At 49.2% G+C, this 13698-nt stretch carries 9 protein-coding genes; 5 read left to right on the forward strand and 4 right to left on the reverse strand.

Translation table 11 applies throughout. From position 1 onward, the window contains the following. Window positions 1-11 precede the first annotated feature (11 nt). The gene (locus ABWH99_RS05785; RefSeq protein ID WP_375585345.1) at window positions 12-1616 is read left to right on the forward strand and encodes a SusD/RagB family nutrient-binding outer membrane lipoprotein; all 1605 of its coding nucleotides are present in this window, start codon (window positions 12-14) and stop codon (window positions 1614-1616) included. Window positions 1617-1667: 51 nt separating this feature from the next. Here ABWH99_RS05785 and ABWH99_RS05790 read toward each other — a convergent pair whose 3' ends face one another. After that, window positions 1668-3182, reverse strand: coding sequence for a hypothetical protein (locus ABWH99_RS05790; protein ID WP_375585346.1), 1515 nt, complete (start codon window positions 3180-3182; stop codon window positions 1668-1670). A gap of 406 nt (window positions 3183-3588) precedes the next feature. Between ABWH99_RS05790 and ABWH99_RS05795 the strand changes: the two genes are divergently transcribed. From ABWH99_RS05795 to ABWH99_RS05810, 4 genes are all read left to right on the forward strand, one after another. Continuing rightward, window positions 3589-6930: a VCBS repeat-containing protein gene (locus tag ABWH99_RS05795; RefSeq protein WP_375585347.1), complete on the forward strand. Its 3342-nt coding sequence runs from the start codon at window positions 3589-3591 to the stop codon at window positions 6928-6930. Window positions 6931-6951: 21 nt separating this feature from the next. After that, on the forward strand, window positions 6952-8322 hold the full coding sequence (locus ABWH99_RS05800; protein ID WP_375585348.1) for a TrpB-like pyridoxal phosphate-dependent enzyme: 1371 nt from the start codon (window positions 6952-6954) through the stop codon (window positions 8320-8322). A 15-nt stretch (window positions 8323-8337) separates the two neighbouring features. Then, complete coding sequence (locus tag ABWH99_RS05805) at window positions 8338-9264, forward strand: amidohydrolase family protein (RefSeq protein ID WP_375585349.1); 927 nt, start codon at window positions 8338-8340, stop codon at window positions 9262-9264. Between the two features lie 103 nt (window positions 9265-9367). Continuing rightward, window positions 9368-10789 (forward strand): Gfo/Idh/MocA family protein, encoded by a 1422-nt coding sequence (locus ABWH99_RS05810; protein ID WP_375585350.1) that lies wholly within the window; start codon window positions 9368-9370, stop codon window positions 10787-10789. Window positions 10790-10859: 70 nt separating this feature from the next. Here the strand turns inward: ABWH99_RS05810 and ABWH99_RS05815 are convergent, their stop codons facing one another. The 3 genes from ABWH99_RS05815 to ABWH99_RS05825 are packed head-to-tail and all read right to left on the reverse strand — an operon-like array spanning window position 10860 to window position 13672. Next, window positions 10860-11900: a VWA domain-containing protein gene (locus ABWH99_RS05815; RefSeq protein ID WP_375585351.1), complete on the reverse strand. Its 1041-nt coding sequence runs from the start codon at window positions 11898-11900 to the stop codon at window positions 10860-10862. Then, window positions 11893-12801: a hypothetical protein gene (locus ABWH99_RS05820; RefSeq protein WP_375585352.1), complete on the reverse strand. Its 909-nt coding sequence runs from the start codon at window positions 12799-12801 to the stop codon at window positions 11893-11895. The genes ABWH99_RS05815 and ABWH99_RS05820 overlap by 8 nt, the downstream gene beginning before the upstream one ends. Then, window positions 12794-13672 (reverse strand): DUF58 domain-containing protein, encoded by an 879-nt coding sequence (locus ABWH99_RS05825; protein ID WP_375585353.1) that lies wholly within the window; start codon window positions 13670-13672, stop codon window positions 12794-12796. The genes ABWH99_RS05820 and ABWH99_RS05825 overlap by 8 nt, the downstream gene beginning before the upstream one ends. Window positions 13673-13698 lie beyond the last annotated feature (26 nt).

Genomic DNA, 13698 nt, shown 5'->3' on the forward strand with positions numbered 1-13698 from the left:
AAATGACAATTATGAACATACGGAATAAATTTCTATTGGCAGTACTTGCGGGTAGTATTTCCTTCTTTTCTTGTGATACGGAGGACTTACACGATTTGAATGTCAACCCGCAGGCAGTAAACGAAATTGATCTGAACTTCATGTTTACTGCTGCCCAACTCGGTTCGGCGTCCGGCGGTTCGGCAGGAGATAACCGATACATTGATTGGCGGACCAATATAGGCATGACGGCCTACCTGATCCAGCACCTGGCAAACGCGGGTGGAGGAATCGCACCGGGGGATAAATACACGGAGAATTTCGAGTCCAGCAACGCTCCGTTTGAGTTTTTCTACGGAGATGCCTTGAAGAACATTTCCGAGGTAATTCGGCAGACCGGTCCGGGTGGATACGATGAGGGCAACAAGATCAATACCCGAAACGCAGCGAGGATCATGCGCGTATTGAATTTTCATCGCCTGACGGATTTTTATGGAAACATCCCCTATTTCGGGGCGCTTCAGGGAATGGATGGAGTTTTCTTTCCCGAATACGATCCCCAATCGGAGATCTATCCCCATTTGTTGCAGGAGTTGGAGGAGGCTACCGCCGCGATGAGTACTTCCAATCCGGACGATGGATTTGCCCGAGCGGACATTATTTATGACGGTGACATCACCAAGTGGAAGCGTTTTGGGTATTCTCTGATGCTACGACTGGCAATGCGGGTGTCCGACGTTGCCCCCCAGTTGGCAAGCGAGTACGTGACCAAAGCCATCGCAGGTGGGGTCATGCAAAGAAACGATGACAATGCATTTGTTCCCATGTCGGAAGGGCCCAGCTTATGGATCAATCAGAACGGTATTTCCAGGGCCTTTTTCCCCGGAGATGGCGGGCAGCCCGCTTACATGAGCCAGACACTGATCGACTGGCTGAAGGCCGGAGCTACTACTGCCGAGGAAGTAGATCCCCGCCTGATGATATTGAGTGGTGGTATCGCAGATTGGTCCGCAGTAGGTTGGACGCCCATCAATACCAATCCGTTGGAACAAAAAGGAATGCCCAACGGATTTGATGCAGCTGGTTTGGAAGAATTGGAAGGCGGTCCTATCGATCAGGTATCTACCTACTCCCGAATCAATTACCTTTTGCTTCAGCGGGATAGCCCGTACATGTTGATGAATTACGCAGAGTCCGCGTTTTTGCAGGCGGAAGCTCTGGAGAGAGGCATCGGATCCGGCATACCCGGTACAGCCGAAGAGCATTACAGCCAGGGAGTGAAGGAAGCCATGCAGATGTATACCTACTTTGATGCATCCCTGGAGGTATCCGATGCAGAAGTGACCGCTTACCTGGACCGGCATCCTTACGGCGTGGAAAAACCCGCTCTTGAGATGATCGGGGAACAAATGTGGGTGAGCAAATTTTTCAATTGGTGGGAAGCATGGTCCGATTGGAGAAGAACCGGATATCCCGAATTGACTCCGACCAACTATCCCGGAAACGTCACCCAGGGTCAGATCATGAGAAAATTAAGGTACCCCGCTGCCGAAGTAGCTACCAATGAGAATTTCCAGGCAGGAGCAACCTTGCCGGATATTTTTACTACCCGGGTTTGGTGGGATACCGCAGATTGATTGCTAATTTGGTTTTTGGAAAAAGTGATAAGAGGCTGCCCTGGCAGTCTCTTATTTTTGGTAGATGCCGTCCCCTCTTGAGCCCATGATGCTTCCCCAACGTACTTCCTTCCGAATTTTAATGGGTAGATCAATGCGCTTGACCCGCATTCCCAAAAAGGATAAGATATCTGAGTGGCTAAAATACTGGCAGTGGACCAGGTCCAGAAAACCATCCCCGTCCAAATCTCCGATCCAGGGAGTGGAAAAAATATTTTTAAATCCTTTCGATTGGTCCAGGTTGTGAAATTCTCCAGAGGAGAAATCCATAAGTAGCAGTTTGTTTTCGATCAAAAAGGCGGACTCGTCGTCAATGGCACGCGCGCAATCGTATGTATTGATGCTGAAAATGACTTCGTCCCGCCCATCCCGGTTTAAATCGTAGGCGATGGGCGATGAAAAGCCGGTACAGCCCAGTTCTTGTTGGTGAACGATCTCTCCGTTTTTTCCGTCCAGCATGACCTGCACGGATCCGGTATTCTCCGGCCAAATGCCTTTACTCACAAAAGTAAAAAGATCGGGTATGTCATCGTCTGTGAAGTGCCCTACTGCAAAACTATTGCTACATTCAGTACCTGGCATGGCTTGTTGCCAGAGGATTTCCAGCGTTTGTCCGGAAATGGCAAAGACCGAACTGGCATGGGAAATGGCGATTAGGTCAAGGTAACCGTCCCGGTCCAGGTCGGCCGCTACCGGAGAAGCAATGAATCCATGGCCCTTTTCCGAAGCGATTCGTTCGGAAGCTGACAGGTCGTTGTTCATCAGGTCCTGCAGTTCGGCCAGGTATAGGCTTCCCGAAAGGGTTTCTCCTCCGGTTCCAAAGACTACCCTCGCTCTCCGGTTGCCTTCTGCAGGCAGCAAAATGGGAGAAAGGTAGGTCTCCTGGCCATCAGGCATGCTATCTGCGGCCAATACCTCCCCGTTTCGTGGATCCAATACCATCAATACGCCGGGAAAACGGCCTTCACTCTCGAAGGGGGCAGCTTCAGCGTTTCCACCATTGCTGACCAGCAGTTCCTTTATACCGTCACCGTTTTGATCGGGAATCCAGACACTGTTGTTGAAATTAAACCTGGCATGGCGCAGAACCGGATGATCGGTGTACCGCAGTGTGTCGTACTCCCACAGCAGTTCGCCGGATTGGCCATCGATTCCTTTAAAATAAGGTCCACGCCCTCCGATGAATACGTCCGGAAAATCGTCTCCATTAACGTCCTGGAAAGACCCGGACCCGTATACCTGATCCATTGCGGGGTGATTCCAGATAAGTTCTCCAGTGACCCCATCGATGGCCAATACACCGTACGCACTGTCTTCAAATTCATTTTTACCGGCCCCCATGACCAGATCCAATGTACCGTCCTTGTTTAAATCCACGGCTCGCGGGGAAGATTGAGACCCGATAACGGGAAAGTTTGTATCCCATACCAGCTCACTTTTTTCTTTATTTTGGCACGAAAACAAGAGGAGTACCAGGCTCCCGGCAAGCCAGCGGCCGTTCGAACAAAAAAGACGGAATCGTTGCATCAAATTTGGATTTCTACTTTCAATTTCGCCCAATATACTTATAATTGAGAAAAATTAATCAAGTGGGGGATTAAACCCGAAAGATGCATTGGAATTTCTACTGCAGACGTAAAACGCTTCAAAATCATCCGCTTCGTACCACTTTTTGAGTTCACCGTAGGGGTGGCTACCCCACACGCATTAAAGCGACTGATTTTCTTGCGGTATACGTCCTTTCCGGTATTCAGGACGGGCAGTCAGGTACCCTTATGCATGATCCGGTTTATTAAAAAGGAAGCAGGTATCCAGCTTGCAATCGTCGGGAATGTATTTATTTCGTTGGGATATCGAACGAAATGATGTAATTTAACTCTCCTATCCATGGATTAAATTTATTGGGTAGCTAGCAGAAGGGATGGACAAAAAAATGAAAAATTATTTTCGCGATATGGTTGGGATGCTGCTTATTGCAGTATTTCCAGGGTTTGGGCTTCTTGCACAGGGGTTTGAAAAATTACCGGCTCGAAAGACCGGAATAAAGTTTGAAAACCGGCTAAGCGAAGACCGCTCCTCCAACATTCTCACCTACGAATATTTTTACAACGGAGGAGGGGTAGCGATTGGTGACATTAATAACGACGGTCTGGAGGATATTTTTTTTACAGGTAATATGACTTCCAACCGTTTGTACCTGAATGAAGGGGGGTTCAAGTTTAAAGACCTAACCAAATCAGCGGGCGTTGCCGGGCGGGATGCCTGGACCACGGGTACGAGCATGGTAGATATTAATGGGGACGGATACCTGGATATTTATGTTTGCTATTCGGGAAAAGGGCCCGTTGCATCCCGTAAAAATCAACTCTTCATTAACCAGCAGGACGGGACCTTTCTGGAAAAGGCGGAGCAGTACGGCCTTGCAGACGCTGCAAACAGCATACAAGCGTTGTTTTTTGATTTTGATTTGGATGGGGATCTGGACATGTACCTGCTGAATCACAATACCCAGGTGATCAATGAAATTGATTTTGCGGCAAAGCGGAAAGACAGGAATCCCAATGCCGGAGATAAACTGTTTCGAAACGATGGCGGGATATTTACCGACGTAAGCGAGCAAGCCGGAATCACCGGCAACTCCATGGGGTTTGGCCTGGGAGTGGCTGTATCCGACATTACTGGAAACGGGTATCCGGATATCTACATTTCCAACGATTACATCGAACCGGATTATTTGTACATTAACAACGGAGACGGTACTTTTTCGGAGAGGCTTACGGACTTTTTGCAGCACATTTCTTATTTCTCCATGGGTTCGGACATCAGCGATGTAAACAACGACGGTTTGCCCGATCTCTTTACCCTCGACATGCTACCCGAAGACAATAAACGGCAAAAGTTGCTGTATGGACCGGAGAATTACGAGCAATACGCCCTAATGGTCATGGAGGGCTTTTATCACCAAAACATGCGGAACATGTTGCACCTCAATCAGGGGGTAGGTCTTTTCAGCGAAATTGGACAGCTTGCCGGAATTTCCAACACCGATTGGAGTTGGGCGGCCTTTTTTGCTGATTTTGACAACGATGGGTGGAAGGACCTTTTTGTCAGTAATGGCTACTTCAGGGATTATACCAACAGGGATTTTCTCAAATACAAAGGCGATTATTATTTCAGTAAGGCCCGGGCGAAGGAGGAAGCGGATACCCTTCACCTGGTTACCAGCATGAGTTCTACCCCCGTTCACGATTATATCTACAAAAATCAAAATGGATCGGAATTTCTAAATGTTTCTGCCGAATGGGGATTCGAAACCCCGGTATTTTCCAACGGGGCGGCTTATGCCGACCTGGATAATGACGGGCACCTTGACCTGGTGGTCAATCACCTTAACGAAACGGCAGGTGTTTTCAGGAACAAATCAGCGTCTTCTCCTGAAGCAGGAAATTTTCTGCAGGTGGAGCTGCGGGGCGAGCGACCCAATACTTCAGGTATCGGAGCTAAACTAACCCTCTATACGGATCGGGGACAACAACTGCTGGAGCAGCAGCCCACCCGGGGATTTCAGTCTTCTGTCAGCCACCGCCTTCATTTTGGTCTGGGCTCGGTAGAAACCGTCGATTCGCTTCGGGTCGTCTGGCCCGGAGGAGCGGCACAATGGCTTCGAAATATCGCCGTAAACCAACGGCTCGTTTTGGAAGAAAAAAATGCTTTTCAAGAAGAACGGGTGCCCCCGGACACAGTGGATCCCGTTTTTAGCGCCATAGTATCGCCCGTTCCCTACGAGCACGAGGAACCTGGGCACAATGACTTTAAGCGACAACCCTTGCTGAGCCACATGCTTTCACCGATGGGGCCTGTGTTGGCCGTAGGGGATGTAAATAATAACGGGTTTACCGATGTATTTGTAGGAGGAGCCGAGGGAAATCCAGGAAAACTCTATTTTCAGGTTTCAACGGGTAGATTTCTGGAATCACAAGGCCTGGATCTATCGAAAGATGCCGGAAGTGCGGACGCGGATGCCCTGTTTTTTGATGCCAATGGTGACGGGTGGCTGGACCTGTACCTCGTGAGTGGGGGGTACCACGATTTTGAGCGGGACTCCCCGGAATTGCAAGATCGCCTGTACATGAACCAGGGAGGTGGAAATTTCAAAAAGGCTGAGACCGCGCTCCCGAAATTTGCGCCGAGTGGATCGGTTGTAAAGGCCATTGATTTCGACAAAGACGGGGATTTAGACCTTTTTGTCGGCGGCAGGGTGATACCCGGACAGTATCCAAAAGCTGCCTCCTCTTATCTGCTCGTCAACGACGGTCAGGGGAATTTTGATGACGAGACGATCCGACTGGTGTCGGAATTCAAAGACTTTGGAATGGTCACTGACGCCGAGGTGCTGGACCTGAACGGAGACGGTTGGGATGACTTGCTTTTGGTGGGAGATTGGATGGCCATTCAGGTTTACCTCAATCAAGAAGGTGCGGGATTTGTGAACAAAACAAACGAATATTTTGAGCAACCCCTGAGCGGCATGTGGTCGGCCCTGGAGGCCGGGGATTTTGATGGAGATGGAGATATGGATTTTATCGTTGGAAATTTTGGACTCAACAGCCAGTTGAAGGCAACCAAAGAGCAACCCCTGCGGCTGGTGTATGCGGATTTTGATGGCAACGGATCGGTAGACCCCGTGTTGATTTATACCGTAATGGGGGAAGCCTACCCCTTTATGAGCCGGGACGAATTACTGGATCAGCTTTACGGCATGCGTAGTAAATTTACCGACTACGCGTCGTATGCGGAAGCCAAATTGGAGGATATCTTCACGGCCGAACAGCTTCGGTTAGCAGGAACCTTGGAAATCAACGAGATGAGGTCCGTCTATCTGGAAAACAGAAACGGGTCCTTCGCGGTGCAGGAACTCCCCCTACAGGCCCAATACGCTCCGGTTTATGCCATTCAGGTCCTTGATTACAATGAGGACGGACACTTGGATTTCATTTTGGGAGGGAATCAAAACACAACCCGGCTGCGATTGGGCGTGATGGATGCTAATTTTGGCCAACTCTACGAAGGAGACGGAGCCGGTGGGTTTACTTTCCAGGAATCTTCGGATTCCGGATTGCGGTTTTCCGGTGACGTGAAATCCCTGCAGTTGATCGACCTGAGCTACCTGAAAGTGTTGCTTGTGGGCATCAACAATCAGGGGGTAGAGGGCTATTTGCTCACTCGTACACTGGAAAACAAGCCGGTAAAAAGTTTATCGAACCAAAATAAATAATTAACTCATAATGACCTTTTAATGAAAATCAGAAAAATTAACTTAGAAGAAAGGGAAATCCCGGAAAACTGGTACAACATCATTGCCGACATGCCCAACAAGCCATTGCCGCCACTTCACCCGGGCACATTGGAACCCATTGGCCCCGACGCTCTGGCCCCTTTGTTTCCGGAGGCGCTCATCAAACAGGAGGTGACCACGGATAAATGGGTGCCCATTCCCGACGAGGTGCGGAATATGTATTCCATTTGGCGGCCTACACCCTTGTATCGGGCGTACGGACTCGAAAAGGCCTTGGATACACCTGCGAAAATCTATTACAAATACGAAGGAGTGAGTCCCTCCGGTTCCCACAAACCCAATACCGCAATACCGCAGGCATATTACAACAAACAGGAGGGAATCAAGAGAATAACTACCGAGACCGGCGCGGGACAGTGGGGAAGTGCCTTGAGTTTTGCTTGTCAGCACTTTGGGATTGAATGCGATGTGTATATGGTGAAGTTGTCTTACAACGATAAGCCCTACCGTAAAATGATGATGAATACCTGGGGAGCAAACGTCTACCCGTCTCCTTCGGACCGAACCGAGGCGGGCAGAAAAATCCTCGCGGAATATCCCGATTCTCCGGGAAGTCTGGGTATTGCCATCTCCGAGGCGGTAGAAATGGCCGCCACCCGGGACGACACCAAGTATGCATTGGGAAGTGTACTCAATCACGTGAAGTTGCACCAGACCATCATCGGACTGGAGGCCATTAAACAGCTGGAAAAAGCCGGAAGCGACCTGCCGGATATTGTGATCGCGCCCTTTGGTGGTGGGTCGAATTTTGCCGGTTTGTCTTTCCCCTTCCTTCGGTTGAACATGGAAGAAGGCAGGGGGATTCGATGCATTGCCAGTGAGCCTTCTTCCTGTCCAAAATTGACGCGGGGAGTTTTCCGATACGATTTTGGCGATACAGCTGGGATGACGCCCTTATTGCCCATGTATACCCTTGGACACGATTTTATCCCGGCTCCGATCCATGCCGGTGGGCTTCGGTATCACGGTGCAGGAGTCATCGTGAGTCAATTGCTTAAGGACCAACTGATCGAGGCACAGGCCCACGATAACCTGGAGATCTTCGAAGCAGGAGTACTGTTTGCGCGCTCCGAAGGTATCATTCCGGCGCCTGAAGCCAACCACGGGATTGCTACTGCGATCAGGGAGGCCAACCTGTGTAAAGAAACGGGTGAATCAAAGACCATCTTATTCAACTTATGCGGGCATGGGAATTTTGACATGAAGGCCTATGACGATTATTTCTCCGGGAAAATAAAGCAACACGAATTAAGTCAGGAAGAAATCGATACCTCTATCGCAAGGTTGGGTACGCCCACCATTCCTGTTTAATGGTGTTTTTTGTCGATGAATAGGCGATCGTTTTTAAAAAAAGGGCTGGCTTCCGGCGCCTGGGCGTTCGGGACGCAGCCCCTTTTTTCGCTTGATGGAAAGGAGTTGTCTTTTTCGGACATTCCCCTGGTCGATACACACCTTCACCTTTGGGATCTGAATGAAATGGATTATCCCTGGTTGCAGGGAAGAGGACTGCCGCTGGAAAGAAATTATTCCCTGCAGGACTACCAAAAAGCCACGGAAAAGCATCCCGTGTCAAAAATGATCTTTGTCGAATGTGGTCGGAGTCCGGAGCAGTACCTAAGGGAGGTGGACTGGGTACAGGGCCAGGCAGGAGGGGATTCTGGCATGGCCGGTATGGTGGCCTATTTTCCGCTAGAGAGAGGTCTTGCGGGGCAAGCGGCCATGGAAGAAATGGCGGAAAGGGAAATTGTCAGGGGAATTCGCAAAAACTTTATGCCCGGTCATTCCGGATACCTGCAAGGAATTGGCTTGATGGGGAAGTTTCGATGGGTTTGCGAACTGAATGTGGGTCCCGGACAACTTGCGGAAGTCATAGATATGGTGCGTAAATTTCCAGGGCAGGAGTTTGTGCTGGATCACCTGGCCAACCCGGATATCGCTAACCAGGATTGGAAGACCTGGGCAGATGAATTAGCTCCTTTTGCATCCATACAGCAGGTGCATTGCAAAATATCAGGAATGATTACCAAAGCTGCCCGGGCATGGGAAGTAGCCCATCTTGAGCCCTATTTCGACACGGTACTCAATGTTTTTGGTCCGGATCGGGTGCTTTACGGAGGGGATTGGCCGGTGGTCCTGCGGGCGGGGTCACTGCTCGATTGGACTACGGCATTCTTTTCGCTATCAAAGACACTGTCGACACCGGAGAAAAAGAAATTGTATCACGAAAATGCCGAAAAGCTTTACCGGATCTAATACCGGCAGCCGGTAGTAGTTAAAAATCTGAATGGAATTTCGCCCTGGGTGGGGAGAATAAGAATTGTTTTTTTAACTTTAATCGATAAATAAAGAGGTACTTATGCAGGAACAACCAAATAAAAAAGCATCCAACGACTCCCGAAGACATTTTGTAAAAGCAGCTTCCCTGTCTGCAGCCGGGTTTTTTATTGTGCCCCGATTTGTACTTGGCGGGCAAGGCTTCGTGGCACCTAGCGATAAGGTGAACGTGGGCATGGTGGGAGTCGGAGGAAAAGGGCGGCAGAATGCCCAGGACCTGATGAAATTGGATGATGTACAGATTACTGCGATAGCCGATCCTGGAGAGTATTGGGATTTGGCCAATTTTTACTACCGCTCCATCGCAGGAAGGGGGCCCGTAAAGCGCCTGATAGAAGGACACTACGAGGACAAAACGGAAAATTTCAAACTCAATGAATACCTGGATTTCCGGGAAATGCTGGAGAAAGAGAAAGGCCTGGATGCCATATGCTGTTCTACGCCGGACAATACCCATGCCGTTGTTACCTATGCATCCATGAAATCCGGCAAACATGTTTATTGCGAAAAGCCGTTGACACATAATATTTGGGAGGCACGGATGATCAAGCAACTGACGAAGGAAACTGGGCTAGCCACGCAAATGGGCAATGTAGGCCACAGCACCGACGGGATCCGACAGACCGTAGAGTATTTGCGTGCCGGTGTAATCGGAGAAGTCAGGGAAACCCATTCCTGGGTACCAGCTTCCCGTTGGATTCCGGAACTCAGGGGCTTGCCGGAATCGGGTACGACCAAACCACATGGCCTGGATTGGGACTTGTGGCTGGGCCCTTCGGCAAACAGACCGTATCACGAATGGTATTCCCCGGTCACCTGGCGTGACTTTTGGGATTTTGGGTGTGGAGCACTTGGGGACTTTGGCTGTCACGACATGGACGCGGCTACCTGGGCCTTCGAACTGGGGTACCCGGAAACCATTGAAGTTTTTCCGGCAGGCTTTAGCAATGAACACATCGCTCCCTACGGCGAAATCGGGTACTACCATTTTCCCGAAAACAATACCGGTAAACCGATTGACCTCACCTGGTATTCAGGAGGCGTAAAACCTCCGCTTCATCCCTCCCTACCAGCAGGCTACCAGTGGCCTTCCAGAGGCACCTTGTTTGTGGGGGATAAAGGGATTATCGTCAATGGGGGCGATCGTGTACCGCATGTTTTTCCGGAAAGTCTGGCAGCAACTATGAAGCAGCCTAAAGAAGTCATTCCTCGTTCGAAGGGTCATTTCCGGGATTGGGTTGATGCCATCAAAGGTGGTCCCGCCGCCAGTGCGAATTTCGAGTACGGTGCTCATCTCACCGAGATCACCCTTTTGGGTGTGCTTTCCCTGCGAATGAGGGGGCAAAAAATTTACTGGGATTCCCAAAACCTGAAGGCAAAAGGGTTGGATGCAGCAGATGCTTATATCACCGAGCCGGTGAGACCGGGATGGGAGATGAGTTGAAGCGGTAGATATTTACAGAAGCAGAAAGGCCCCGGACCAGAAGGTTCGGGGTTGTATACGTGAGCCAGGATTAATCCAGTAGAAAATTATTGAAAAAAGAGCTTTTTAAGGCCATCCAGGCGAAAAAGAATACGACTCCCCAAAATAGGTAAGGCCTGTAATAGTCCATGGTTTCCTTGTACCGGGATTCGATGATTTCCGCTTTTTCCAATTCGTCAATTCTGGAAAAAATGTTTTCGAGCGCACCGTCATCGGAAGCTCTGAAAAACTCCCCTTCGGTGATCCTGGCGATGTTGCGCAGGGTTTCCTCGTTCAGGTAACTTTCAATCATTTGCGGTCTGCCAAAGAAATCGGTACCATAGGGCACCATTCCGTCTTTCCCGACCGCGATGGTGTAGATTTTTATGTCCATGGCTTCGGCCAGCTGGGCAGCAAAAACCGGATCCACGTTTCCGGCATTATTATCCCCATCGCTGAGCAACACCATCACCTTTGATTTGGCCTCCGATTCACGCATTCGGTTGGTCGCGGTGGAGACGGCACTTCCGATAGCAGTACCCTTGGCATCCATCATATTGAAGGTGATGCTGCTTACGAGGTCTGTCAATAGTTCATAGTCCGTGGTAAGCGGAGCTAATGAAAACGCTTCTCCCGAGAAAATCACCATTCCAATCCGATCCGCTATTCGCCCATTGATAAAATCAATGGCTGTTTCCTTAGCCGCTTCCAACCGATTGGGATTGAAGTCCTGCAAATCCATGGATTCTGAAATGTCCATTACCAACATGATATCGATACCTTCGGTGTATTGTTCCACCTTTTCATTGGTTCGCTGAGGTCTTGCCAAGGCAATGACCACCATCCACATGGCCAAAAGGAAAAAAAGCGAGGGAATCAGTCGCAAGTAAGTCCAGGGATTTTTCCTGGTGGCCATGCGGGGAAGCGACAGCTCCAAAACCGGTTTTTTCAGAAATTTGATAAACTTTCGAATCAGGAAGAACAGCGGAATCACCCAAATCAAATGGAGCAGGAAAAAGTTTTCCCATTCGAAGGATTGTAGGGTTTCGGGTGTAAACCAGCTCCAGGAGATATAGGAAGAGGTATCATTCATGATGGCGAATTTTTTCAATTTTTTCTTCCAATTGATTTCTTGAAATTTGAAGCAGATTTTCGCATGCCTCCCGGATATTGTTGTCTACCCGATTGGCATAGATGATCAGCTCGATCTTCCTAAAATCATTCACTACTTCCGGCCGATCAAGGAATGCGGCCGTTTCGGTGGCGGTCCATTCTTTAAAAGGAAGGCCGGTGAGTACTTCCAGGTAACTCTTCCAAAGGCCTAGCAACTCGTCTGCCTCCTGTATTTGAGGATTGTCTACCAGCTGTTTCATCGACAATTCCCAGTCCGCTACGAATCGTTTGAATTTTCTTTTTTCCCGGTGAACCTGCCAGCGTTTTTTTATGCCGTCGCTGAAGAAATAGAAACTACCCATCAGAAGAATGATCAGGGCCAGCAGACCGCCGATCAAGTACGGGTAATTAAAGGAAGGAGGGACGTATTGGTAGCTGTCGTTTTGCCGGAAAGCGAGTTCCTCCGGGATTTCATCGATGGTCAACACCAAATGTAACCTGGCAGGTTCGGGCAAATGATGGATGCTATCGTACCGCAGGATTTCAAACACGGGAACGCGGTAGTTTTGAACCGAGTCTAACGAAAAGTTGGATAGCCAGTAAACCGCGCTGTCCAATGTATGGCCATCCGAAGTGGCAGAAGTAAACGTTTGCTTGCCCAGGTATTCGAAATCTCCAAACCGATAGGTAGAGTCTGGAAAAAGAACCGGTAGCTCGCTAGGGTAGTGCGCTTTAAGTACATAGCCAACCCGTTCACCCAACCGGGCGGAGTCCTGTAAAAAGTGTCCTTCCACCACCACCTCCTGACCTTTCGAGGGGCTTGGTTGCAATGCGAGAAACCCTATCCATGCGCCTACTACTAGCTTCCCTATTCTATCCACGTTTCATGGTTTTATTTCGCAACTTAAATAATTCCATTAGCGGGAGAACGATGTCCTGCCGGGTGTCTATCTGTAGGTAATTGATCTGGTTTTTTTTACAAAATTCCTTGAGATGTTGTCTTTCGGTGCCAAAGGATGAAGAAATCTTGCGGGAAAAGCCACCAAAAGCCGTATTTACCCAGGTAGTCTTCCCACCTTCCTTGTCATACACAGGAATGATGCCCAGCGAGGGGAGCGCCGATTCAATGGGGTCCGTTAGCTGTAATACGATCAGGTCGTGTTTGGTTGCCAGCGCTTTGAGCGGGCGTTCGTATTCCGTATCGATAAAATCCGAAATAACGATGAGAATACTCCTTTTCTTAATTAGGTTCAGGCAAAAGGAAAACATCCCGTTGAGATCGGTTCGTTGGGATTTTTTTTCTTCCGAAAAAATACCCTTAATGATTTTAACGGCTTGCCGGCTTCCTTTTCCGGGAAGAATGATTTTTTCTTTGGTATCCGAGTAACTGATCAGACCCGTTTGCGAGCCCTCGTGAATGGCCGCCAGTGTTAACACGCCGGCGATTTCTCGGCCCAGGTCTATTTTTTTCCGTTCTTTACTCCCGATATCCTGAGAGCCACTGACATCAAGTAAAAAGTAGACCGATTGGTCTTTGTCTTCCTTGAAGGTTTTCACAAACGTGCCGTGTCCTTTGGCGGAGACTTTCCACTCAATGGTTCGGATATCGTCCCCATACTGGTAGGGACGCAAGTCATCGAACTCCAGACCGGCACCCTTGAAGATGGAATGGTGGTCGCCCTGAAGGTGACTATTGGCCACCTTTCTCAGGATGATTTCATACCTTCTTAGTTTTTTTATCAGTTGGTTCATTTTTCGGCTACAATGAAAAGCCTAAT

Source organism: Cyclobacterium xiamenense, from assembly GCF_042140265.1.
Taxonomy (GTDB): Bacteria; Bacteroidota; Bacteroidia; order Cytophagales; family Cyclobacteriaceae; genus Cyclobacterium; species Cyclobacterium xiamenense_A.